23 protein-coding genes are annotated in these 21,764 nt (G+C 63.7%); 6 read left to right on the top strand and 17 right to left on the bottom strand.

Annotated features, from left to right (window positions below):
• Window positions 1–37: 37 nt before the first annotated feature.
• The 10 genes from pal to ruvC all read right to left on the bottom strand — a co-directional run bounded on the left by pal (window position 38) and on the right by ruvC (window position 7,768).
• Complete coding sequence (gene pal / locus R1T45_RS09395) at window positions 38–568, bottom strand: peptidoglycan-associated lipoprotein Pal (protein ID WP_067624244.1); 531 nt, start codon at window positions 566–568, stop codon at window positions 38–40.
• 100 nt (window positions 569–668) lie between these two features.
• Window positions 669–2,015, bottom strand: coding sequence for a Tol-Pal system beta propeller repeat protein TolB (tolB, locus tag R1T45_RS09390; RefSeq protein WP_067624240.1), 1,347 nt, complete (start codon window positions 2,013–2,015; stop codon window positions 669–671).
• Between the two features lies 1 nt (window position 2,016).
• The gene (locus R1T45_RS09385; RefSeq protein WP_317390666.1) at window positions 2,017–3,183 is read right to left on the bottom strand and encodes an energy transducer TonB; all 1,167 of its coding nucleotides are present in this window, start codon (window positions 3,181–3,183) and stop codon (window positions 2,017–2,019) included.
• Between the two features lie 3 nt (window positions 3,184–3,186).
• Window positions 3,187–3,660, bottom strand: coding sequence for a protein TolR (gene tolR, locus R1T45_RS09380; protein ID WP_067626442.1), 474 nt, complete (start codon window positions 3,658–3,660; stop codon window positions 3,187–3,189).
• Between the two features lie 3 nt (window positions 3,661–3,663).
• Window positions 3,664–4,359: a protein TolQ gene (gene tolQ, locus R1T45_RS09375; protein WP_120351653.1), complete on the bottom strand. Its 696-nt coding sequence runs from the start codon at window positions 4,357–4,359 to the stop codon at window positions 3,664–3,666.
• A gap of 119 nt (window positions 4,360–4,478) precedes the next feature.
• Window positions 4,479–4,877, bottom strand: coding sequence for a YbgC/FadM family acyl-CoA thioesterase (locus R1T45_RS09370; protein ID WP_067626446.1), 399 nt, complete (start codon window positions 4,875–4,877; stop codon window positions 4,479–4,481).
• Complete coding sequence (locus R1T45_RS09365; RefSeq protein WP_317391064.1) at window positions 4,874–5,491, bottom strand: hypothetical protein; 618 nt, start codon at window positions 5,489–5,491, stop codon at window positions 4,874–4,876. The genes R1T45_RS09370 and R1T45_RS09365 overlap by 4 nt, the downstream gene beginning before the upstream one ends.
• A 30-nt stretch (window positions 5,492–5,521) precedes the next feature.
• Complete coding sequence (gene ruvB, locus R1T45_RS09360; protein WP_067626448.1) at window positions 5,522–6,541, bottom strand: Holliday junction branch migration DNA helicase RuvB; 1,020 nt, start codon at window positions 6,539–6,541, stop codon at window positions 5,522–5,524.
• A gap of 46 nt (window positions 6,542–6,587) precedes the next feature.
• Window positions 6,588–7,265 carry a Holliday junction branch migration protein RuvA gene (gene ruvA, locus R1T45_RS09355; protein ID WP_067626450.1) on the bottom strand — a complete coding sequence of 226 codons (678 nt, stop codon included), beginning with the start codon at window positions 7,263–7,265 and terminating at the stop codon, window positions 6,588–6,590.
• The gene (gene ruvC / locus R1T45_RS09350; protein ID WP_067916382.1) at window positions 7,262–7,768 is read right to left on the bottom strand and encodes a crossover junction endodeoxyribonuclease RuvC; all 507 of its coding nucleotides are present in this window, start codon (window positions 7,766–7,768) and stop codon (window positions 7,262–7,264) included. The genes ruvA and ruvC overlap by 4 nt, the downstream gene beginning before the upstream one ends.
• 353 nt (window positions 7,769–8,121) lie before the next feature.
• Here ruvC and R1T45_RS09345 point away from each other — a divergent pair, with 353 nt between their 5' ends.
• The gene (locus tag R1T45_RS09345) at window positions 8,122–8,340 is read left to right on the top strand and encodes a DUF1127 domain-containing protein (protein ID WP_120352269.1); all 219 of its coding nucleotides are present in this window, start codon (window positions 8,122–8,124) and stop codon (window positions 8,338–8,340) included.
• Window positions 8,341–8,436: 96 nt separating this feature from the next.
• Here R1T45_RS09345 and R1T45_RS09340 read toward each other — a convergent pair whose 3' ends face one another.
• The 4 genes from R1T45_RS09340 to R1T45_RS09325 form a co-directional block, all read right to left on the bottom strand.
• Window positions 8,437–8,781, bottom strand: a complete 345-nt coding sequence (locus R1T45_RS09340; protein ID WP_317390665.1) for a hypothetical protein — start codon at window positions 8,779–8,781, stop codon at window positions 8,437–8,439.
• Window positions 8,782–8,891: 110 nt separating this feature from the next.
• Window positions 8,892–9,764, bottom strand: coding sequence for a 50S ribosomal protein L11 methyltransferase (locus R1T45_RS09335; RefSeq protein ID WP_317390664.1), 873 nt, complete (start codon window positions 9,762–9,764; stop codon window positions 8,892–8,894).
• Window positions 9,765–9,846: 82 nt separating this feature from the next.
• A complete protein-coding gene (locus R1T45_RS09330; protein WP_120351657.1) occupies window positions 9,847–11,079 on the bottom strand; it encodes an MFS transporter in 1,233 nt (410 codons plus the stop codon).
• Between the two features lie 215 nt (window positions 11,080–11,294).
• Window positions 11,295–13,484: a primosomal protein N' gene (locus R1T45_RS09325; RefSeq protein ID WP_317390663.1), complete on the bottom strand. Its 2,190-nt coding sequence runs from the start codon at window positions 13,482–13,484 to the stop codon at window positions 11,295–11,297.
• 122 nt (window positions 13,485–13,606) lie between these two features.
• Between R1T45_RS09325 and fsa the strand changes: the two genes are divergently transcribed.
• Window positions 13,607–14,260 carry a fructose-6-phosphate aldolase gene (fsa, locus tag R1T45_RS09320; protein WP_067623130.1) on the top strand — a complete coding sequence of 218 codons (654 nt, stop codon included), beginning with the start codon at window positions 13,607–13,609 and terminating at the stop codon, window positions 14,258–14,260.
• A 62-nt stretch (window positions 14,261–14,322) separates the two neighbouring features.
• On the opposite strand, the gene R1T45_RS09315 is transcribed toward fsa, so the two are convergent.
• Window positions 14,323–15,243, bottom strand: a complete 921-nt coding sequence (locus R1T45_RS09315) for a nitrilase-related carbon-nitrogen hydrolase (RefSeq protein WP_317390662.1) — start codon at window positions 15,241–15,243, stop codon at window positions 14,323–14,325.
• Between the two features lie 269 nt (window positions 15,244–15,512).
• On the opposite strand from R1T45_RS09315, the gene R1T45_RS09310 reads away from it, so the two are divergent.
• The 3 genes from R1T45_RS09310 to R1T45_RS09300 all read left to right on the top strand — a co-directional run bounded on the left by R1T45_RS09310 (window position 15,513) and on the right by R1T45_RS09300 (window position 17,712).
• Window positions 15,513–16,220, top strand: a complete 708-nt coding sequence (locus R1T45_RS09310) for a DUF484 family protein (protein ID WP_132444331.1) — start codon at window positions 15,513–15,515, stop codon at window positions 16,218–16,220.
• Entirely contained in the window at window positions 16,217–17,161 is a 945-nt protein-coding gene (locus R1T45_RS09305; protein ID WP_206054288.1) for a tyrosine recombinase XerC, read from the top strand. Before R1T45_RS09310 ends, R1T45_RS09305 begins: the two co-directional genes overlap by 4 nt.
• A gap of 122 nt (window positions 17,162–17,283) precedes the next feature.
• Entirely contained in the window at window positions 17,284–17,712 is a 429-nt protein-coding gene (locus R1T45_RS09300; RefSeq protein WP_067935974.1) for a PACE efflux transporter, read from the top strand.
• Here R1T45_RS09300 and meaB read toward each other — a convergent pair.
• Window positions 17,709–18,683: a methylmalonyl Co-A mutase-associated GTPase MeaB gene (meaB, locus tag R1T45_RS09295; protein WP_317390661.1), complete on the bottom strand. Its 975-nt coding sequence runs from the start codon at window positions 18,681–18,683 to the stop codon at window positions 17,709–17,711. The genes R1T45_RS09300 and meaB overlap by 4 nt on opposite strands.
• A gap of 80 nt (window positions 18,684–18,763) precedes the next feature.
• Here meaB and hrpB point away from each other — a divergent pair, with 80 nt between their 5' ends.
• Window positions 18,764–21,187, top strand: coding sequence for an ATP-dependent helicase HrpB (gene hrpB, locus R1T45_RS09290; protein ID WP_317391062.1), 2,424 nt, complete (start codon window positions 18,764–18,766; stop codon window positions 21,185–21,187).
• Between the two features lie 54 nt (window positions 21,188–21,241).
• On the opposite strand, the gene msrB is transcribed toward hrpB, so the two are convergent.
• The gene (gene msrB / locus R1T45_RS09285) at window positions 21,242–21,724 is read right to left on the bottom strand and encodes a peptide-methionine (R)-S-oxide reductase MsrB (protein WP_067625832.1); all 483 of its coding nucleotides are present in this window, start codon (window positions 21,722–21,724) and stop codon (window positions 21,242–21,244) included.
• Window positions 21,725–21,764: the final 40 nt, after the last annotated feature.

The raw sequence follows: 21,764 nt of genomic DNA, 5'->3' as shown, positions 1-21,764 counted from the left end.
CTCCTTGGATTGGTCATTGCTTGGACTGTCGCCGCAATTAGCTGGTCAGTGCGCCACCGGCCAGAACGGTCACGGCGCGGCGGTTTTTGGCATAGCAGGCCTCTTCCGAGCAGATCTCGATCGGGCGCTCTTTGCCGTAGCTGATGGTCTTGAGACGCGAAGCCGCAACACCGCGGGAAATCATATACTCGCGCACGGCATTGGCACGACGACCGCCAAGCGCGATGTTGTATTCACGGGTGCCCTGCTCATCCGCGTGACCTTCGATCACGGCTTGATAATCTGTATTCGTCTGCAACCAAGCCACCTGCCCGTCGAGCGTGGCACGGCCTTGGTCGGTCAGCGTGGATTGGTCCACAAGGAACAGCACCCGGTCGCCGACAGCCTGCTGGAAATAGGCGGTGGAGGTGGGGTCGTTCGCGCTGCCCGGCACCACGCCGGCGTTGACCCCTGCGCCTGCATTGGCCCCGGCACCGCCCATGCCATCGGCACCAAAACGGTCGGGGTTTGTACAGGCCGACACGGCCAATGCGGAAATCAAAAGCGTGCTGGTCAAAATGCGTTTCATGGGGGTCTGCCTTCTCTTTGGTGGCGTTGTTGTTGCTGGTGTTAACACAGGCGCGAGATCATTGGAATTGCCCGCGCCCGTATGGGAGGTCTGGAAAACGTTACTGCTGCAGCGGTGACCAAGAGGGGTCAGAGCCGCCTTCGGGCGTGCGCACCGGCTTGAGGTTGCGCCCCGAAATATCGACCGAATAGAGCGAGGACGACCCGCCTGCCCCTTGGGTTTCGCGGGCGAACATGATCACCCGGCCATTGGGCGCCCAAGTCGGACCTTCATCAAGGAAAGAGGCCGTCAGCAGGCGCTCTTCGGAGCCATCAAGCCGCATCACGCCGATGTGGAAACGGCCCTTGTTCTGCTTGGTGAAAGCCACCAAATCCCCGCGCGGCGACCAAACGGGCGTGCCATAACGCCCTTCGCCAAAGGAAATCCGCGTCGCCTCTCCGCCTGTGGCGGGCATGACGTAAAGCTGCGGACTGCCGGAACGGTCGCTCTCAAAGACGATTCTGCTGCCATCGGGAGAGAAGCTGGGTGCCGTCTCAATGGCGGGGGTATTGGTCAGGCGCACCGATTGGCCGCTGTTGATATCCATCGAGAAGATATCGGTATTGCCGCCTTGGCTCAGCGAATAGACAACCGTTTGACCACTGGGCGAGAAGCGTGGCGCAAAGGCCATGGAGCCTTCGGCGCTTTGCAGCGCGCGGCGTTGGACGGTGCCGATGTCCAGCACATAGATGCGCGGGAAACCGCTTTCGTAGCTGGTATAGAGCACCCGGTCACCGCTGGGAGAGAATCGCGGGGCAAGCACGATGGAGCCGGAATCGGTCAGGTACTTCAGGTTGGCCCCGTCGTAGTCCATTACCGCCAAACGCTTCTGGCGGTCGTCCTTCGGCCCGGTTTCGGAAACAAAGACAACACGGCTGTCGAAATAGCCACCCTCGCCGGTGATCCGGCTGTAAACCGCATCGGCCACCTTATGCGCCATGCGGCGCCAGCCATCGACGGTGCCGCTGAATTGCAGACCGCCCTGCCCACTGCTGTCGAGCAATTCCTCGCCCGAGAAGACATCGTAGACGCGGAACTTCACATTCACGCTGTTGCCGGTGACATTGACCGCCCCGGTGATCAGCGCCTGCGCGTTGATCGCTTTCCAGTCGGCATATTCCACCGGCGCGTTAAAGTCGCTGACGGTCGAGATATAGGCGCTGGCCGGGATTTCGCGGAAAAGGCCCGTGCCGGTCAGGTCTTCTGAGACGACGCGCGCCAGATCGACGGCCAGTTGCCCGGCCTCACCGCTTTCAGGCTGAAAGCTGGGCACGGCAAAGGGCAAAGGCTCAATCGTCGGGTCGTCGATCACGATGCGCAGCGGTTGGGCCTGCGACGCATTGGGGGCCAGGGTGAACGTGGCCGCCGTGGCGCAGAGCGCCAGTAGTCCCAGAAGTCTAGTCAGCATGTTATCGGCTCCTCATTGGGTCGAATGTCATCTCGATGTCTTGCCATTGGCTGTATTTTTCCTGCGGCAGTTTGTAACCGCTGCTGCCGCAACGAATGACCGCGCGTTTCGCGGCTTCAAAGGCCTGACGTGCGGCGGTGTCGCTGCCACCGCTGGAACTCAGCAGGCGGATCGAACTGGCCACGGGCGTGCCGTCGGTGTTCATCTGCATGCCGACAACGACCGTGGTACGCGCCGCTTCGGTCGACAGCGCGCCGATGTTCCAGCAGGCCGATACCGCGACGCGCAGAGACTCGCGCTCACCCGATGACAGCGGCGGGCCGCTTGGCACGGGCGCGGTTGTCTCTGGCTGGCCCAAGACTTCGCTCAGCGCATCCGCGATGGCATCTTCGGTCGAGCTGGAGGTCGTGGGTTCCTCAACGGGCTCCGGGGTTGGCTCCGGCTCGGGCGTCGGGGCGGGCGCTGGCGTCTCGGCGGGTTCTTCCGGTGCCTCGGCCACCTCGACAGGCGGCGGCGGTGTCGGGCGGCGGCCCGGCGGACGCGCAGAAGCCGCCGGCGCTTTGTCGGCTTCGGTGACGATCTCGGTTGTGCTGTCCTCAGGCGTGCGGGCCTCTTGCGGCTCTTCCACGACGGTTTCCGCCTCGGCTTCGGCATCCGGCGCGACGGCGGGCTGCTCGTCCAGATCGGGGCGCAGTTCGGGGTCGGGCTGCTCTACCGGTTCGGGGGCCACGCGGGGCGCTTCGCGCGGGCGGGCTTCGGGCGCGATTTCGGGCACCAGCACGGCGGTATCGCCCACCGGCTCGTTCATTTCGGGCGGCGTGTCATCCACTTGGGTCTGCGGTGGCAACTCCAGCTCGGTCACCTCTGGGGGGAGGTCTTCGGGCGGGGTTTCGGTCTGCACCGGCTCTGGCTGTTCGATCTGCGTGTCCGGCTCTGCCGTCACCTCGGGGGTCTGTTCGCTTACCTCAGGCGGCGCGGGCTGGGCCACTTCGGTGGCCGACGCGGGCGGCTGCTGGGCCGCGACCAGCGCGTCATATTCGGCGGCCGAGATCACCGAGACCTCGGTCATCTCAACGGGCTCAGGCTCGGAGGTGAAGATGCTTCCAAACAACAGCCAGCCGATAAGACCCAGATGCCCGGCACCTGATATGTAATGCCCGGTATGCACCGCTCAGCCACCCGACGTGTCGCTGCCGTCCAACGCCGGGCCGCCGATGTCGGTCACCAGACCGATGTTGGAAAAGCCGCCTGCGTTGAGCGCGCCCATGACTTCCATGACCTGCGCATAAGACACTTTGCCATCCGCGCGCAAAAACACCCGGTCGCTGGCCCGTTCAGAGGCAATCGCCCGCAGCTTGGTAATCAGTTGGTCGCGGGGTGTGTCGGTGGTTTGGATTTGCACGGCCCCCTCGGCGGTGAGCGTAACGGTCAGCGGCTCTTCCTGCTCGGATGGCAGGGCCGTGGCGGCGGTCTTGGGCAATTCCACCGGCACGCCCACAGTCAGCAGCGGAGCCGCGACCATGAAGATGATCAAGAGCACCAACATCACATCGACGAAAGGCGTGACGTTGATCTCGGCCATCGGTTGCGCGCGTCCGCGACGCCGCCCCTTGCCGCCTTGTTTTTTCATGACACCTGCGCCCATGGCTTAGCTGTCCAACTGGCGGCTGAGGATGGTGGCGAATTCGTCCGAGAAAGCCTCGTAATTGCCAAGGATGCGGTCACTGTCGGCGCTCAGCTTGTTGTAGAACACAACCGCCGGGATCGCGGCGAGGAGGCCGATGCCGGTCGCCAAAAGCGCCTCGGCAATACCGGGGGCGACGACGGCGAGGTTGGTGTTCTGCTGGGCCGCAATCTCGATGAACGAGTTCATGATGCCGAAAACCGTCCCGAACAGGCCGACGAAGGGGGCGGTGGACCCGACGGTCGCCAGCACCGGCAGCCCCTTTTGCAGACGCTCTGCCTCTTTGGCGATGGCCACGTCCATGGAGCGGTCGATCCGGGCAGTGGCACCGGGGATCAGCGCGCCATCTTCACGGTGCGACCGGCGCCATTCGGACATGCCAGCGGCGAAGATCTTTTCCGAAGGACCATCCGGGTCAGCGCCGATGGTGTCAAAGAGCCCGTCGAGCGGCTCGCCCGACCAGAACGCCTGATCGAACTGCGCGGCCTCGGCACGGGCTTTGCGGTACTGGATGGTCTTTTGAACGATGATCGACCAAGACCAGAAAGAGGCCCCGATCAGCATGATCATTACAAGTTTGACCGTGACCGTCGCCTTCGCGAACAGACCCCACAGGGAAAAATCCATCCCCTGTGCCAATGCCAGCGTCTCTGCTTCCATTTAACTATGCTCTTTTACTGCCGCCCCTTTGGGGCATTCTGCCTCTCGGGCCGTATTTTTCTGGCCTCAATTTGGAGCAAAGCTAACGGACTGCAACCGAGATTGCCAGAATTATGGTATCACGCCGCAGGATCGCCGTCCGACAGGCGGAGTTTCGCTGGCAAACGGGTGGGTTTACCCGCTGTGGTCATGCAAACGGCGGTGACTTTGGCGCGAAAGATGACCTTGCCATCGCGTAGCACGTCTTGGTCGAACACCCACCGGACCGGCCCTTCGGCCTGATGGGTGGTCTGCACCTCCAACCGGTCGCCAAAGCGTGCGGCACCCAGATAATCCGCCTCTACCCGCGTCACGACAAAGACCAGCCCTTCATCGCGCATGGCGCGTTGATCAAGGCCAATCTGTTCGACGATATCCGAGCGCGCCCGTTCGATATAGCGCAGGTAGTTGGCGTAATAGACCACGCCCGCCATGTCGGTGTCTTCGTAGAAAATGCGGACTGGAAAGGTATGGCTCATGCCGACACCCGCGCGGCGAGGCGCAGCGCATGGCTTGCGTCATTGGCGGCGGGCGGCATCACCGGATCATAGGCGGCGCGGATCACGTCGGCCACTTCGGGGCGCAGCACCAGCGCCTCATCGGCCAGCGCCAGCGGCGACTGCTCGGCAAAGGCGTCCTCGGACCAGAGCAGGATGACCTGCACCGCTTGGCTCAGCGCCAAGACTTGCGCCGACATATCGCGCAAACTGTCGTCCATGCGCAGGAAGACAAAGGCCGCCTTGATCGCGCCGTTTTCTTCAAAGCGGAAGAAACGGTACTGATTGGCCCCAGCGGCCTGCAAGCGTTCGACCTGTTGGGCCAGATCGGGCACCAGCCCGTCCATCCCCGGCACGTCCAAAAGCTCTGCCCAATCGGCGAAGAAGAACATCATCAGATTGCTGCCCAGTTCGGGATCGGTCTCGACCATGTCGTGTCCGGCGAGCTTGGCAACAGCCTCAAGCGCGCCTTTCACCACTGGCAGCGCCGCCTCTTCGATCGCAAAGGCCACCGGCGCGATGGGGCGGCCCCAGCGGGCAAAGGCGAACTGCCCATCGCGGCGAGTGAAAAGGGTCTCGATTTGCTCTGCGGTCATTGTCATCTGTTTTACCTTCGCTCTGGGGCGTCAGCCAAAAAGGTCGCTCTGCCCTTTGGGCGCGGCCATGCCGAGATGGCTCCACGCCTTGGCCGCCAACATTCTGCCGCGCGGGGTACGCTGGATCAGCCCCTGCTGCAACAGGAACGGCTCGATCACCTCCTCCAGCGCATCGCGGCTTTCCGACAGCGCGGCGGAGAGGGTTTCGATCCCCACCGGGCCGCCCTGATAATTCTCTGCGATCAGTTTGAGGTAGCGGCGGTCTGCGCCATCAAGGCCCAGATGATCGACCCCAAGCCGCGTCAGAGCCATGTCGGCCAAATCGCGGGTCACGCGGCCATCGCCCTCAACCACCGCGAAATCCACCACCCGGCGCAGCAGGCGGCCCGCGATGCGCGGCGTGCCGCGGGCGCGTTTCGCAATCTCGCGGGCACCGCCTTCGTCGGCGGGCGCGCCCAGTTTGCGGGCATTACGGTCGACGATGATGTAAAGCTCGTCTTCGGTGTAGAATTGCAGCCGGGTCGGGATGCCGAAACGGTCGCGCAAAGGCGTCGTCAGCAGGCCCATGCGGGTGGTGGCTCCGACCAGCGTGAAGGGCTGTAACTCGATCCGCACGGTCCGCGCGGCTGGCCCTTCGCCGATCACCAGATCAAGCTCGAAATCCTCCAGCGCGGGATACAGCACTTCTTCCACTGCGGGGTTCAGCCGGTGGATTTCGTCGATAAACAACACGTCACGCGCTTCGAGGTTGGTCAGGATCGCCGCCAAATCGCCCGCCTTGGCCAGTACCGGGCCAGAGGTCATGCGAAAGCCCACGCCCAACTCCCGCGCCATGATCTGCGCCAGTGTGGTTTTGCCTAGGCCCGGAGGCCCGTGAAACAACGTGTGATCCATCGCCTCGCCGCGCTGGCGGGCGGATTGGATGAAGACGGCAAGGTTCGCGCGCGCCTCGGCTTGGCCGACAAATTCCGCCAGCATCTGTGGCCGCAAAGCGCGGTCAAAGTCTTCGGGCATCGGCTCGGGCCGCACGGTGGGGTCAATGTCGGTCATAGGGCCTCGTTATGGCGCAGGGCGGAGGGTTCTGCCAGAGGGGGCGTCACCCCTTGGGCGCCAACAGCTTGAGCGCCGCGCGGATCAGCGTCGGCGTGTCCGCCTCTGGCATCTCGCCCGCCGCCTGCGCCACGGCGCCCGCCGCATCACCGGGGCCGTAGCCAAGGTTGCCAAGCGCCGAAAGCGCCTCGGACTGGGCCGAAGCATTGGGCGCGGCGGCTTTCGGCGCGGGGCGTGGGGTCGCGGCTTCGATCACGGTCTCATCGGCGGCGGCCTGCGCCTCTCCCAGAGCGTCGGCCACGGTGCCGGTCATCGCCATCACGCCGGGGGCCTTGTCCTTGAGATCAAGCACCACGCGCTGTGCGATTTTGGGGCCAATGCCCTTGGCGGCCTTTACCGCGTTCCAATCGCCAAGCGCGATTGCGCGGCTCACGCCATCCGGGCCGAGCGTCCCGAGGATTGCCAGCGACGCCTTTGCCCCGACCCCCTGAACCGAGGTCAGCAACCGGTGCCATTCCTTTTCCACCAGCGTTTGAAAGCCAAAGAGTTGCATCAGGTCTTCGCGCACCACCAGATCGGTATAAAGCGCCACGACTTCGCCCACACCGGGCAGCGCGGCCATGGTCCGGTCAGAGACATAGACGAGGTACCCCACGCCGCGCACGTCGATCAGCACATGGTCGGCGGCACGGTAGTCAATGCGGCCCGAGAGTTTGCCGATCATGCGCTCGCCCTCGCCACCGCTTGCGCGAGGGTGCTGGCCCCGCCGTGATGCGCGTGACAGATCGCGATGGCCAGCGCATCGGCGGCATCCGGGCCTGCAATCTCGATCCCCGGCATCTGCATCTTCACCATATGCGCCACCTGTCCCTTATCCGCGTGGCCCACGCCGACCACGGTTTTCTTGACCTTGTTGGGGGCATATTCGCCCACCGTCAAACCAAACTGCGCGGGCACTAACATCGCAATGCCCCGCGCCTGACCCAGCTTCAGGGTCCCGGCCCCGTCTTTGTTCACGAAAGTCTGTTCAACCGCCGCCGCCTGTGGCTGCCACATGGTCAGCACGCGCGTCAGCTGCCCGTGCAAGGACAAAAGCCGCGCGCCAAGGTCGTCGCCTTCGGAATGACAGATGCCATTGGCCACATGGGCGATTCGGCTGCCCGAGACGTCGATCACGCCCCAGCCCAAATTGCGCAGCCCCGGATCTATGCCGATCACCCGTATCATCTCTGCCCTCGTTAAAATTGTTGCTTTTTTGGTGCACTAGCACGAAACGCGAACATCGCAAAGCCCTGATGCTCGGCGGGCGCTTTACGACAAGCATCCTGTCGCTTTTGAACCGCGGTGTCGGATTGCGCCTCTCCATGCTGCAAAACCGACATCAGTAAGCCGGAAATTTTCCGGTAAAGATAGTGGGTTAGCCGTCATTTCGACCTATGCACAAAACGCAAGGCACGCTGTCGTTTTTGAGGGATTGCGCGGGGCGCTTTTCAGGCATAATTGCCGAAAATCACGTTTTGCACGGCGCGCTTTCCTCGGCCCCTGCAGACACAACCGACGATCAAACAAAGGACGGCCCCATGGCAGCTTTCGACACCACCCGCACCGCTTACGGCTCCACCCCGGCCGTCACACGTATCCTTGGCTTTTTCGGCGCGTTCTTCGCGGCGGTCGAAGATTGGCAAGACAGCCGCGCCACCCGCAAGGCGCTGTCGGACCTGACCGACCTTGAATTGCAGGACATCGGCTTGATCCGGGGTGACATTGACCTCGTCGCACAGAACCACTTCGTGCGCTAAGCCTGCGCCTGCCCGCATCAATACCTACCCAAAGAAAAAGCCGCAGCGGAAGGCATCCGCTGCGGCTTTTTCATGTCAAAAGTCAGTGGCTTAAGATCACCGCATGATCGGGCCGGTCAGCCCGGCTACTGTCTTGGTCAGCGGGTCGATGCCCATCATCTTGGCGCCGATCTGCTCTAGGTTTGAACCATTGGCCAGCCGCGACAGGCGTTCGTTATAGGTCACCGGGCCGATCGCGGCGAGGGTGAAGGCTTTGAAGCCGAAAAATACCAGAACGATCAGGAAAAACCCCATCATCGGGAAACCCCGACGGGCACGTTTCGGCAAGACGGAGATCAACCCGTCGCGCCCGACGCGGGTGACATATCCCCGTTCCATCTTCCGATGCTTGCGCCCCAGAAGTTCGATCCGTTTCGCGAATTGAGCGTGTCCTTCAGCCATCACAGCCTCCGTAGCAATCCGGCCCCCACCGTTTGCTGCCAATTTGAATAAAGGCAAATTGTGGCAACAAAGCGGCAAAAGGGCCAAATGCAACGAAAATGAGGCGCGAATTATGCGTTAGTTTGCAGCGTTAGTGTCGTCCAGTCACCAATGCTCTCACGGTGCACCAGATTGATGCCAGATCGTGCGTAAACCTCGATCACCTCGTCGGCCTGCTCGTTCAGAAGGCCCGAGAGAATCGCATAGCCCGCAGGTTGCAGCGCCCCGGCCATATCCGGGGCCAAGGCGACCAGCGGCCCTTTGAGGATATTGGCAAAGACCAGATCAAAGGGGGCAGCTTCGGCCAATTGGGGATGATCAAAGCCTGCGGCCTCGACACAGGCCACACGGCCCGACAGATTGTTGGCATCGACATTGGCCTGCGCCACTTCGACCGCGACCTCATCGATGTCACTGGCCAATACCGGCTCGGGCCAGATGCGGGCGGCGGCCATGGCCAGCACGGCGGTGCCGCAGCCGATGTCGACCACGTTCTTGCCGTGAAACCCCTCGCCCGCCAGACGGTCCAGCGCGCGCAGGCAGCCCAGTGTCGTGCCGTGGTGCCCGGTGCCAAAGGCCATGGCGGCCTCGATCAGCAGCGGCTCGCAGTCTTCGGGCACCTTGTCGGCGTCATGGCTTCCGTAGACGAAAAAGCGGCCCGCCTCGACGGGGGCGAGTTCACGCCGCACATGGGCGACCCAATCGGTTTCGGGCAATTCAGAGACGGTGAAATCCTTCGCGCCCATCGCCTTGGCCAGCACCGCCAGCGCGGCCGTATCGGGTGCTTCTTCGAAATAACCGCCGACTTCCCACAGGCCCGAGCCGTCTTCGACCTCAAACACGCCAACGCCGGTGGGCTCGGGGATCAGCCGCTCCATCGCCTCGCCCAAGGCATAGGCGGGGTCGCGGCCCGTAAGGGTAGTGAGGGCGGTGAAAGTGGGCATGGCGCGGTCCTTTGCTGCGGTGCGGTTGTGCTTCGCCTAGGGCCGCGCGCGTGTCGGGTCAAGCCATGCTGGGTTTCGCGGCCTATTCGGCGGCCTGCGGCACAGCAGTTTGAAAGATCGTCTCATGCCCCGGTGCCGGGTGGCGCGGGATCAACAGTGACAGCATCAGCGACACTGCCGCCATCCCCGCGGCAAGGAAGAACACCGCCGCAGGCGAGACGAGCCAAAGCAGGCCGAGCCCGACTGGTAGGAACACCGCCGCGATGTGGTTGATGGTAAAGGCCACCGCCGCCGTGGGTGCAATATCTGCGGGATCGGCTATCTTTTGAAAATAGGTCTTCAGCGCCAGTGCGAGGGCAAAGAACATGTGATCCAGCACATAGAGCGTCGCCGCGATCACCACGCCCCAGCCGAGGTAATAGACACCGCCGTAAGCGAGAAAGACAAGGATCAGCCCGACATATTCGACCGTGAGCGTCCGGCGTTCGCCAAAATGGCCGACCGCGCGCCCCATCAGCGGAGCAAAGATCATATTGGCCACGAGGTTAATGAGATAGAGCATGGTGATCTCATGCACTTCAAAACCGAAGCGTTCGACCATCATAAAGCCCGCGAAGACCACGAAAATCTGCCGCCGCGCGCCTGACATGAATTGCAGCGCATAATAGAGCCAGTAGCGCTTGCGCAGGATCATCTTTTTGTTCTGCACCGTGGGCGCTTCGAACTGTGGATAGGCCAGCATGGCGATGATGGCCACGGCAACGGTGACGCCGCCGCCGATCATGTAGACGATGCTGTAGCTGAGGTTCAGCGTTTCCCACAGCGCCATGATCGCCAGATAGGCCACCAGCGTCGCCAGCGATCCAGCCGCCATAAGCCAGCCGATCATGCGCGGCGCGTCTTCGATCTTAAGCCATTGAAGTTGCAGCGATTGATTCACCGTCTCGTAGTAATGGAACCCGATCGAGCTGAGCATGGTGATCGTCAGGATACCGCCCATTGAGGGGAAATAAGCCGTGATGGCCGTCGCCGCGCCGAGCAGCGCGAGCGAGATCAGCCCCAGCACCTGTTCGCGGACAAAGAGCAAGATCGCGATGACCCCGATGGCCAGAAAGCCGGGAATTTCGCGCACCGTGTGCAGCAGGCCGATGTCGGACCCGTCGAAGTCTGCCACCTCGATGACGAAGTTATTCAGCAGCGCCGACCATGTGTTGAAGGCGATGGGCATGGCCAGCGCCATGAGGAACAGCAGAGCCACGGGGCGGCGCCAGAACGGCAGGCCCTTGGCCTCTTCGAGGGTGATGAAACGGGTCATGCGGATTTATTACGCCGGGGTTCTGGGAATGGCGAGAGAAAAGGCAAACGCTGAGCCGGGCAGTGCCAGACCGGGGGCTGGCGCATCTAATTTCTCAGCCGGGCACTTTATGGCTGCAACGCATGTGACACATACGCAAGCCGCCACTCCGATTGCAAAAGCGCCAGACCATGGGACGATCTGGCGCTGGCCCTCATCCTGCGATGGCTAAAGCCTCAATAAAAACTCTGCGGATCGATATCCACGGCCAACCGTAAATCGCCCTTCAGCCGCAGCGCACCAACCCACTTGCTCAGCGCCTCCTGCAGCGCCACGCCCTTATCCGCCTTGACCAACAACCGCACCCGATGCCGCCCGCGCACCCGGGCGATCGGCGCGGGCGCGGGGCCAAAGACCTGCGCCCCCACCGCCCGCAACGGCCCGTCATGCCGCGCCAGATGGTTGCCCAAATCAAACACCGCTGCCGCATCGCTGCCGCTGAGGATGATCCCTGCCATACGGCCGTAAGGCGGCACCCCGGCCTGCCGCCGCTCGCCCGCCTCGGCGGCCCAAAATTTCTCCTCCTCGCCTGCGAGAATCGCCCGGATCACAGGATGCTCGGGCTGATAGGTCTGTAACAACGCCGCCCCCGGCGCTTCGGCCCGCCCCGCACGTCCCGCCACCTGCCGCATCAGCTGAAACGTCCGCTCCGCCGCGCGCAGGTCCGACCCGGTGAGGCCTAAGTCCGCATCAATCACCCCTACCAACGTCAGCTTGGGAAAGTTGTGCCCTTTGGCCACCAACTGCGTCCCGATGATGATGTCTGCCGTTCCTTCGGCGATCCCCGCAATCTCGGCCTTGAGCGCCCGCGCCGAGCCGTACATGTCCGAACTCAATGTCGCGATCCGCGCCTCGGGCCAAAGCGCCGTGGCCTCTTCCCCCAGCCGTTCAACCCCCGGCCCGATGGGCGCAAGCTTGCCCTCCACTTTGCACGAAGGACAGGCTTCTGGCATCGGCTTGGTCTCACCACATTGGTGGCAAACGAGCCGCTTGAGAAACCGATGCTCCACCATCCGCGCGTCACATTGATCGCAGCCAATCTGCTCGCCACAGGCACGACACAGCGTAATCGGCGCATAGCCGCGACGGTTGATGAACAGCATCGCCTGTTCGCCGCGCTCCAGCCGCGCATCGACCTCGCGCTTCATCTCGCCCGAGATCCATTTATCCCCCGGCAAACCCGCCTGCCGCATGTCAATCGCGCCCATCTTCGGCATCACCGCCGGACCAAAGCGCGAGGTCAGCTCCAACCGCCGATACTTGCCCGCCTCAGCATTGGCCCAAGTCTCAAGACTTGGCGTCGCACTCGCCAGCACCACCTGCGCCCCGCAGATTGACGCGCGCAGCACCGCCATGTCGCGGGCGTTATAAAGCACCCCATCCTCTTGTTTGTAAGACGTGTCATGCTCTTCATCCACGACGATCAGCCCGAGGTTCTGGAACGGCAGGAACAGCGCTGACCGCGCACCGATCACCAATTGCGCATTGCCCTGCCCCACCATGCGCCAAATGCGGCGGCGTTCGGTCATGGTGACACCGGAATGCCATTCGGCAGGCTTCGCGCCAAAGCGCTCCTCGACCCGGGCGAGAAACTGTTCGGTCAGCGCGATTTCCGGCAGGAGGACCAGCGCCTGCCGCCCGGATTGCACGGCGGCGGCGACGGCTTCGAGATAGACCTCAGTCTTGCCCGATCCGGTGACCCCGCGCAGCAGGGTCGTGCCATAGGTCTCTGCCTTGATCCCTTCGCGCAAAACCGCCGCCGCTGTCGCCTGATCCTCGGTCAGTGCCTTGCCGGGCAACGATGGATCCAGCCGCCGAAACGGCAGATCGCGGGGGCTTTCCTCTTCGCGCACGGCACCTTGATCGACCAAACCTTTGACCACCGAAGAGGTGACCCCGGCCATCTCCGACAACTCCTTTAGCGTGAAGGCCAGATCGCCGTATTCCTCCAACACCGCCATCACGCGCTGGCGCGCGTCGGTCATGCGGGTCGGCAGGCCCTCGCCCGCGCGGTAAATCTTGCGCATCGACGGCGGATCGCCCAAACCCGGCGCACGGGTGGCCAGCCGCAGCATCGCGGGCAGCGGGGTCAGCGTATAGGCCGCCGAGCGCAGCAAAAACTCGCGCATCTCATCGCGCATCGGCGGGGCGTCCAGCACCCGGATGACATGGCGCACCTTGTTGATGTCATAGTCCCCGGCCCCCGGCCCCCAGACCACGCCCATCACCTTGCGCGGGCCCAATGGCACCTCGACGAACGCCCCCGCATGGCAGCCACCTTCGGGCGCGCGATAGTCCAAAGCGCGGCCCAAAGGCTGGGTGGTCATCACCGAGAGCAACTCGCCATGATGGTAGAATTCAGCCATGTCTGCCGCATGCTCCGTGTCGCTAGGGAGAATTGAGGCTTTAAGCATCGCAGATCATGCGGTAAAGCCAAGGCAAGCAATAGACCTGTTAGCGTTCACATTCCAACCCGGAAGGAAAGCCCATGAAATTCTTCGTAGATACCGCCGAGATCGACGCCATTGCCGAACTCAATGACCTTGGCATGGTCGACGGCGTGACAACTAACCCCTCCCTGATCCTGAAATCAGGCCGCAACATCCTTGAGGTCACCAAAGAGATTTGTGACCTCGTCGACGGCCCCGTTTCCGCTGAAGTGGTGGCGCTGGAAGCCGACGCGATGATCGCCGAAGGCCGCAAACTGGCTGAGATCGCCGACAACATCACCATCAAGCTGCCGCTGACATGGGACGGGCTGAAAGCCTGTAAGGTTCTGTCGGGCGAAGGTCACATGATCAACGTGACGCTCTGCTTCTCGGCGAACCAAGCGCTGATCGCTGCCAAAGCTGGCGCGACCTTCATCTCGCCCTTCATTGGCCGTCTGGACGACATCAACCTCGATGGCATGGACCTGATCCAAGACATCCGCACCATCTATGACAACTACGGGTTCGAGACGCAGATCCTCGCGGCCTCCATCCGCAGCGTGAATCACGTGCTCGACGCCGCGCGCATCGGTGCCGACGTGATGACCGCGCCGCCAGAAGTGATCAAGAAACTGGCCTCCCACCCGCTGACCGACAAAGGTCTGGAGCAGTTCATGGCCGATTGGAAAAAGACCGGTCAGAACATCCTCTGATCCGGCCTTGATGCAAAACAACAAACCCCTTCCGCCACTGACGGAGGGGGTTTTTCTTTGCCTCAGGCCGCGTTGCCTTCGACCGTCAGATGGTCACCGGACCACAGACCGGGGCGCACCTCGGCCTCAGCCGCACCAGCGCGAATACGGCGACATTGGCCCACAGGAATCGCAGCGGCCTGCAAAACCAAATCGGTGCCATGCGCCGCTGTTTGCGGCGGCAAGGCCGCGTGCATCCCGTCCAATGCCACCGAAACATCGCAAGGAAGATAGACCGACGCTCCCCCCACGCCGGTATCCTCTTGCCACGGGGTAAGCGGCGCGCCAACAGCGCCAACGCAGCAAACAGCGGTCTGCAATTCAATCGCCCGTGCCCGTGCACAGCTAAACACGCGGTTGTAGCCGGTGATCATGTCGGTCTTGGCGGGGATGATCACCAGATCAAGGTCAAGCTCGCCCAGTTTCGACCAAAGCGCGGTATATTCCGCATCCAGACAGATCGCGATGACACAGCGCAGCCCGTTCCAGTCGAACAGGTTGATCCCGGTGCCCGCGATGGTCACGCCGCTGGCGCCATTTGCCTCAAGCGGCGTCAGGCTCAGTTTGTTTTGAACTTGCATCTCACCATCCGGCGTCAGGAACCACGCCTGATTGAGATACCCCTCGGGCGCGTCGACCGATGGAAAGGCCACAGGAAATGTGCCGGGCAGCAGGGCGACGCCTGTCTGCTCCACCATGCGGCGCATCGGGTCGAGCGCCAGCGCGGCGGTCTGCGCGAGCCAGCCCAGTTGCTGCTCTGCGGGCAGGTCCGCCGGGGCAAAACTCAGCCATTGTGCGCAGCAAAACTCAGGCATCACCAAAAGCTGTGCCTCGCGCGCGGCGGCTTGTTGCAGACGCAGTTCCACACTGGCAAGCCAGCTTTGCAGCGAATCCGGCGTGACCTGAAGGTTGGCGGCCCAAAGATCGACAGAGACATGTTCCATGTAAGATTTCCTCTCCCGGCAAGGGCCATTTCGCCGCATCCGGGGATATGCAGCAGGCTTCGATCAGGCGCGCGCGCCTTGCGGCTGAAATCCGCGCGTCGACCGGGGCCAACACACCCGCGCCGCTTTTGTTCCCGTGGGCTTCGTTCTACATCCCGGCCTGACGCAAGGCGGCAACAAAGACCGCAGGCGGCAAGACCCGTGACCAATTGGGGGCAGATCTTGACGCCCCACCATGCTATGACACCGCAAATCAAAAAGAGACGCCCATGAGCAGCAGCCCCAAAATCGACGACGCCCTGCGCGAGGCGATCATCTCAGCGCCCGATGTCATCCTTGACGACAGCGATGTGATGCAGGCGTTGATTGCAGCGAATGAGAAGGCCATGGGCGGCAACATCGTCGACCTGCGCGGCATCGCGATGGAGCGTTTGGAAACCCGGCTTGATCGGTTGGAAGACACCCACCGCAGCGTCATCGCCGCGGCCTATGAAAACCTCGCCGGGACCAACCAGATCCACCGCGCGATCCTGCAAATGCTAGACCCGGTGGAATTCGAGACCTTCCTACGCAATCTGGGTGGCGAAGTGGCCGACATTCTGCGCGTCGACGCGGTGAAGCTGGTGCTGGAATCAACCCAGAACGACAATGACCCGGCGGTGCAGCGGCTGGGCGACGTGTTGACCGTGGCCGAGCCCGGCTTCATCGACGATTACCTCAGCCAGGGCCGCGGTGGTCTGGTGCGGCAAGTGACCCTGCGTGCGATTCAGGATGGTGCCGAGGCGCTCTATGGCACCAAGGCAGGGTGGATCCGCTCCGAAGCCTGCCTGAAGCTCGATTTCGGCGCGGGCCGCCTTCCGGGTCTGCTGGTCATGGGCGCCGAAGACCCGCATATGTTCGGTCCGCAGCAGGGCACCGATCTGCTCACTTTCTTTACCGGCGTGCTGGAGCGATCCATGCGCCGCTGGCTGTCTTGAGCGAGAAGGCAAATCCCCTGCTGATCAGCCCCGCCGCGCGGGACGCGCTTCAGACATGGCTGGAGCACCAGAGCGCCTTGAAGGACGCGGCAGAGAATACCATCATCGCCTATCGGGGCGATGTGACCGAGTTCCTTACCTTCATGACCCTGCATAAGGGCGACACCCAAGGCCTTGGCGCGCTGGCGAAAATCACCATCAGCGACATGCGCGCTTGGATGGCCAGCACGCGCAGCGGCGGGGTCGGCTCACGCTCTGTGGCGCGCAAACTCTCGGCGGTGAAAGCCTTCTACCGCTGGCTGGCCGAGCGGGAGGGGTTCGAGCCCACTGCCGTCCTGCTTGCCCGGTCGCCCAAGTTTCAGAAAAAACTCCCCCGCCCGCTGGCCGAAGATGCCGCCCGTGCGCTGATCGACTGCGTCGAAACCCAAGCCCGCGCCCCATGGGTCGCGGCGCGCGATGTCGCTGTTCTGACGATGCTTTGGGGCTGCGGGCTGCGGATCTCCGAGGCGCTGGCGCTCAAGGGCGGCGATGCGCCCCTGCCGAATAGCCTGCGTATCATCGGCAAAGGTGGCAAGGAACGGGTCGTACCGGTCTTGCCTGCTGCACGCGCCGCTGTCGAAGATTACCTCGCTGTCTGTCCCTACCCGCAAGAGCCGCAGGCCCCGCTGTTTCGTGCCATTCGCGGCGGCGCATTGGGCGCGCGGGCCGTGGCGCAGGTGATGGCCGATGCGCGGATGCAACTGGGCCTTCCGGCGACGGCCACGCCCCATGCCATGCGCCACAGCTTTGCCACGCATCTGCTCGATGCGGGCGGTGATCTGCGCGCGATTCAGGAATTGCTGGGCCATGCGTCGCTCTCGACCACGCAGGCCTATACCGCCGTCGACACCGCGCGGCTGATGGAAGTCTATAACAACGCCCATCCCAAAGCGGGCCGCTGAGCCCTTCCAAGCCGACCCTCTTGCACCCTGCGCCCCAATCGCCATATTAAGCCCAAGCGAGGACGACCTCCCCCATTTGGGCAGCCACTCGGGACGACCCGACTAATACCGGGACCGACCCCATGCGCAGTACTGCAGACCGCATCCGCCACGCCATCAGCTTTGAAGTTCTCGCCCTGTTGATCGTCACGCCCATGGGCGCTTGGCTGTTTGACAAGCCACTGCATGAGATTGGCGTCGTCACCATCGTCAGCGCCAGCATCGCGACGGGGTGGAACTACCTCTACAACCTTGGCTTCGATCACGCCCTGCGCCGTCTGCGCGGCACGGTGCGCAAGACGGTGCCGATCCGGGTACTTCACGCCGTGACCTTCGAGATTGGCCTGCTCTTCGTGCTGATGCCCTTCATCGCGTGGTACCTGAGCATTTCGCTGATGGAGGCCTTCCTGATCGACGTGAGCTTTGCGCTGTTCTACCTGATCTACGCCTTTGTTTTTAACTGGGTTTACGACGTGCTCTTCCCGGTGCCAGAGCCTGCCCGCCCGTCTTAATCGGCGCGCAGGCGGCTGACGAACTCAGCCGCCGCCTCTGCCGGATCGCGCGCGCCCTCGGCCACGGCGTCACTGAGCCGTGCCAGATCGTCCTTCGCCTGCGGTGTCTCCAACTGCGCCAAGAGCCGGTGCTTCACATCCTGCTCGAACCAATAGCGCGCCTGCGCGGCGCGGGTGTGGTCCCAAAAGCCCTGCGCGCGGCGCCAGTCGGTCAATTCCTGCAAGGACGCCCAAGTCTCCTCCAGACCGTTTTCCTCCAGCGCCGAAACCGCCGTGGCGCGCGGAAAGCCTTCGGGGTCTTGCGGGCGTTTGCGCAGCAGACGCAGGGCACCGGCATAGTCGGCGCGGGTACGCGCAGCGGCGGATTTCAGATCACCATCGGCCTTGTTGATCACGATCAGATCGGCAATCTCCATAATGCCGCGTTTCACGCCCTGCAACTCATCCCCGCCCGCTGGGGCCAAGAGCAACACAAAGGCGTCCGACATCTCGGCCACCACCGTCTCGGACTGGCCAACGCCCACGGTTTCGATCAGCACCACGTCGAAACCCGCCGCCTCGCAGAGCCGCACCGCCTCCCGCGAGCGGCGGGCGACACCGCCAAGATGGGTCTGGCTGGGCGAAGGACGGATGAAAGCGCGCGGCTCACGGCTGAGCCGGTCCATCCGCGTTTTGTCGCCCAAGATCGACCCGCCCGAACGCGCCGAACTGGGATCCACCGCCAGCACCGCCACGCGCTTGCCCTGCCCCGTCAGCATTATGCCAAAGCTTTCGATAAAGGTGGATTTGCCCACCCCCGGCGTGCCTGAGAGCCCGATGCGCAGCGCCTGCCGGTCGGTCGGCAGCTTCGCCAGCAGGTCCGCCGCCGCCGCACGGTGATCCGCACGTCCCGATTCCACCAGCGTGATCGCCCGCGCCAGCGCGCGGCGCTCGCCTGCTATGATGCCCTTGGCCAGATCGTCGATATCCATGGGCCAACTTTTGCGGGGGTGGCGCGGAATTGTCCATCCCCACCCTTGGCGCGGCGGCGGCTTTGCCCGATAACCACGCCATGTCCAACGCTGATTTCGCCCTGCCCATCGACGCCGTTCTGCCTGACGTGATCGCCGCCCTGCGCGACACGGGCCGCGTGGTGCTGCAAGCCCCCCCCGGCGCGGGCAAGACGACCCGCGTGCCGCTGGCAATGCTCGACGCTCGCCTGACCAAGGGCCGCATCCTGATGCTGGAACCGCGCCGCCTTGCGGCCCGTGCCGCTGCCGCGCGCATGGCCGAAAGCCTTGGCGAAGAGACCGGCCAGACGGTGGGTTTTCGCGTGCGCGGCGCTTCGGCGGTATCGAAGAACACCCGCATCGAAGTCGTCACCGAAGGCATCCTGACCCGCATGTTGCAAGACTACCCCGACCTGCCCGGCATCGGTGCGGTGATCTTTGACGAATTCCACGAACGCTCGCTGAACGCCGATCTGGGCCTCGCGCTCTGCCTTGAAGTGGCGGGCGCCTTGCGCGACGACCTGTTGCTGGTCGCCATGTCCGCCACGCTTGATGCCGCCCCGGTGGCAGAGTTGATGGAAGCCCCCATCGTCACCTCCGAAGGCCGCAGTTTTGAGGTAGAGCCGCGCTGGCTCGACAAGCCCATGGGCAAGCAACGGCTTGAGAATGCGGTGGCCGACCTGACGCTGACGGCGCTGGCCGAAGCCCCCGGATCGGCGCTGGTCTTCTTGCCGGGCGAAGGTGAAATCAAGCGGGTCGAGGCGCTGTTGCGTCCTGCGCTGCCGCCGGATTGCACCTTGGCCCCGCTCTTCGGCGCGCTGGAATTCAAAGCGCAGCAGGCCGCCATCGCGCCTGTGCGGTCGGGGCGGAAGGTCGTGCTGGCGACCTCCATCGCGGAAACCTCGCTCACCATCGAAGGCATTCGCATCGTCGTCGACGCTGGCCGCTCGCGCCGCGCGCTGTTCGACCCGGCCTCTGGCATGTCGCGACTGGTGACCGAACGTGTGACCCGCGCCGAGGCCACACAACGCGCGGGCCGCGCAGGGCGGGTTGAGGCGGGCGTGGCCTACAAACTCTGGACGCGCGGCGAAGAGGGCGCGCTGGCCGCCTTCCCCCCAGCCGAGATTGAGGCGGGGGACCTCACCGGCTTCGCGCTGGAACTGGCGCTTTGGGGCGCGCAGGCCGAAGAATTAAGCTTTGTCACCCCGCCCCATCCGGGCCGTTTGGCCGAAGCGCAGGCGGTGTTGCGCATGCTCGGTGCGTTGGACGACACAGGCCGCATCACCGACCATGGCCGCAAATTGGCCAAGCTGCCCCTGCACCCCCGTCTGGCGCATATGGTGGCCCGCGGCGGGCCGCGTGCGCCGCTGCTGGCCGCACTTTTGGCAGAGCGTGACCCGATGCGCGGCGCGCCGGTGGACCTGTCGCTCAGGATGGATGCATTGGACGGAAAGCGCAGCGCCACCCCGCCCCATGCCCCGACACTGGCGCGGATCAAGGCCGAGGCCAAGCGGCTGGGCCGGATGACAAAGGGCGACGGACCGGACGGACTGGGCGTGCTGGCGGCCCTTGCCTACCCAGACCGCGTCGGGCTGCGCCGCAAGGGCGAGGCACCGCGCTATGTCCTATCGGGCGGCAAGGGCGCAATCCTGCCCGCGGCCGACCCGATGGCAGGCACGCGATTGCTGGTGGCCACCGACCTTGACGGCGACCCGCGAGAGGCGCGTATCCGGCAGGCGGCGCTGATCTCGGACGCTGAGCTGCGCAGCACTTTTGCCGACCAAATCCATTGGCAGGAGGTCTGCATCTGGTCGCGCCGCGAGGGGCGCGTGCTGACCCGGCGGCAGGAGGTGTTCGGTGCGCTGGTACTCGAAGACCGCACATGGCCCGATGCGCCCGCGGATGCGGTGGCGGTCGCGATGCTTGACGGTGTGCGGCAATTGGGGCTGAACCCCGGCAAGGCGGCGGCGCTGTTTCTGGCCCGCGCCCGGTTGATGCCCGCGCCCTTCCCCGATTTCAGCGAAGCGCATCTGATGGAGACGCTGGACGACTGGCTGCTGCCGCATCTGGCCGGTGTGCGCAGCACTGGCGATTGGAAAGCGTTCGACATCACCCCGGCGCTCAATGCGCGGCTGACGTGGGAGCAACAGCAAGAGTTGGACCGCAACGCGCCCGCGCATTTCGAAACCCCATTGGGGCGGCGCGTGGCCATTGACTACAGCGGTGAGACCCCCGGCATCGCCCTGCGCCTACAAGAGATGTTCGGCGTTACCCGGCATCCGACGGTGGGCGGGCAGCCATTGCAGGTCACCCTGCTCTCCCCCGCTCAGCGCCCGGTGCAGGTCACGATGGACATCCCCGGATTTTGGGCAAGTTCCTACGGGGATGTGCGCAAAGACATGCGCGGGCGCTATCCCCGCCACCCGTGGCCCGAAGACCCCACGGTCGCGGACCCGACCCTGCGGGCCAAACCGCGCGGCACCTGAAACGACAACGCGCGCCGAAAGCGGCGCGCGGTCTAATCGTCAGAGCGTCCGTACTCAGGCGGCGGTGAATTTCAACGAGACACCGTTGATGCAATGCCGCTTACCCGTAGGCTCGGGCCCGTCGTCAAAGATATGGCCCAGATGGCTGCCGCAACGGTCGCAATGCACCTCGGTCCGGCGCATAAAGAAACTGTTGTCGGACATCGTCTCGACCGCATTTTCTAGCGGTTGGTAAAAGCTCGGCCAGCCGGTGCCGCTTTTGAACTTGGTCGCGGCATCGTAGAGCGGCTGGTCACAGCCTTTGCAAATGAATGTCCCGGCGCGCGTCTCATCATTCAGGGGGCTGGTAAAGGCGCGTTCCGTATCGCCTTCGCGCATGACCGCATATTCGGTATCGCTCAGCATGGCGCGCCACTCGGTTTCCGTTCGCTCAACCTCAAAATCGCCTTCGACATAGGCTGCCAAAGCGCCGCGTGCGCCCAACCCGATGGCGGTGGCGCCCAGAAAGGTCGATGTCAGAAAATGACGTCTGTTCATGGTGTTACTCCTCGCTTTCGGATTAGGTCAACGCCGGACC

This window comes from Sulfitobacter sp. LC.270.F.C4, assembly GCF_032922545.1.
GTDB classification, from domain to species: Bacteria; Pseudomonadota; Alphaproteobacteria; order Rhodobacterales; family Rhodobacteraceae; genus Sulfitobacter; species Sulfitobacter profundi.
Note: the sequence above shows the minus strand (reverse complement) of the source record. Positions and strands in the feature narration are given on the sequence as shown.

Coding starts and splice junctions, on each gene's coding strand:
- msrB (WP_067625832.1), bottom strand. CDS start 21,724: ATGAACAGACGTCATTTTCTGACATCGACCTTTCTGGGCGCCACCGCC.
- R1T45_RS09345 (WP_120352269.1), top strand. CDS start 8,122: ATGGCAGCTTTCGACACCACCCGCACCGCTTACGGCTCCACCCCGGCC.
- R1T45_RS09300 (WP_067935974.1), top strand. CDS start 17,284: ATGCGCAGTACTGCAGACCGCATCCGCCACGCCATCAGCTTTGAAGTT.
- fsa (WP_067623130.1), top strand. CDS start 13,607: ATGAAATTCTTCGTAGATACCGCCGAGATCGACGCCATTGCCGAACTC.
- hrpB (WP_317391062.1), top strand. CDS start 18,764: ATGTCCAACGCTGATTTCGCCCTGCCCATCGACGCCGTTCTGCCTGAC.
- R1T45_RS09370 (WP_067626446.1), bottom strand. CDS start 4,877: ATGAGCCATACCTTTCCAGTCCGCATTTTCTACGAAGACACCGACATG.
- pal (WP_067624244.1), bottom strand. CDS start 568: ATGAAACGCATTTTGACCAGCACGCTTTTGATTTCCGCATTGGCCGTG.
- meaB (WP_317390661.1), bottom strand. CDS start 18,683: ATGGATATCGACGATCTGGCCAAGGGCATCATAGCAGGCGAGCGCCGC.
- R1T45_RS09315 (WP_317390662.1), bottom strand. CDS start 15,243: ATGGAACATGTCTCTGTCGATCTTTGGGCCGCCAACCTTCAGGTCACG.
- ruvC (WP_067916382.1), bottom strand. CDS start 7,768: ATGATACGGGTGATCGGCATAGATCCGGGGCTGCGCAATTTGGGCTGG.
- R1T45_RS09340 (WP_317390665.1), bottom strand. CDS start 8,781: ATGGCTGAAGGACACGCTCAATTCGCGAAACGGATCGAACTTCTGGGG.
- R1T45_RS09310 (WP_132444331.1), top strand. CDS start 15,513: ATGAGCAGCAGCCCCAAAATCGACGACGCCCTGCGCGAGGCGATCATC.
- tolQ (WP_120351653.1), bottom strand. CDS start 4,359: ATGGAAGCAGAGACGCTGGCATTGGCACAGGGGATGGATTTTTCCCTG.
- R1T45_RS09365 (WP_317391064.1), bottom strand. CDS start 5,491: ATGACCGCAGAGCAAATCGAGACCCTTTTCACTCGCCGCGATGGGCAG.
- tolR (WP_067626442.1), bottom strand. CDS start 3,660: ATGGGCGCAGGTGTCATGAAAAAACAAGGCGGCAAGGGGCGGCGTCGC.
- R1T45_RS09335 (WP_317390664.1), bottom strand. CDS start 9,764: ATGCCCACTTTCACCGCCCTCACTACCCTTACGGGCCGCGACCCCGCC.
- R1T45_RS09325 (WP_317390663.1), bottom strand. CDS start 13,484: ATGGCTGAATTCTACCATCATGGCGAGTTGCTCTCGGTGATGACCACC.
- ruvA (WP_067626450.1), bottom strand. CDS start 7,265: ATGATCGGCAAACTCTCGGGCCGCATTGACTACCGTGCCGCCGACCAT.
- tolB (WP_067624240.1), bottom strand. CDS start 2,015: ATGCTGACTAGACTTCTGGGACTACTGGCGCTCTGCGCCACGGCGGCC.
- R1T45_RS09330 (WP_120351657.1), bottom strand. CDS start 11,079: ATGACCCGTTTCATCACCCTCGAAGAGGCCAAGGGCCTGCCGTTCTGG.
- ruvB (WP_067626448.1), bottom strand. CDS start 6,541: ATGACCGACATTGACCCCACCGTGCGGCCCGAGCCGATGCCCGAAGAC.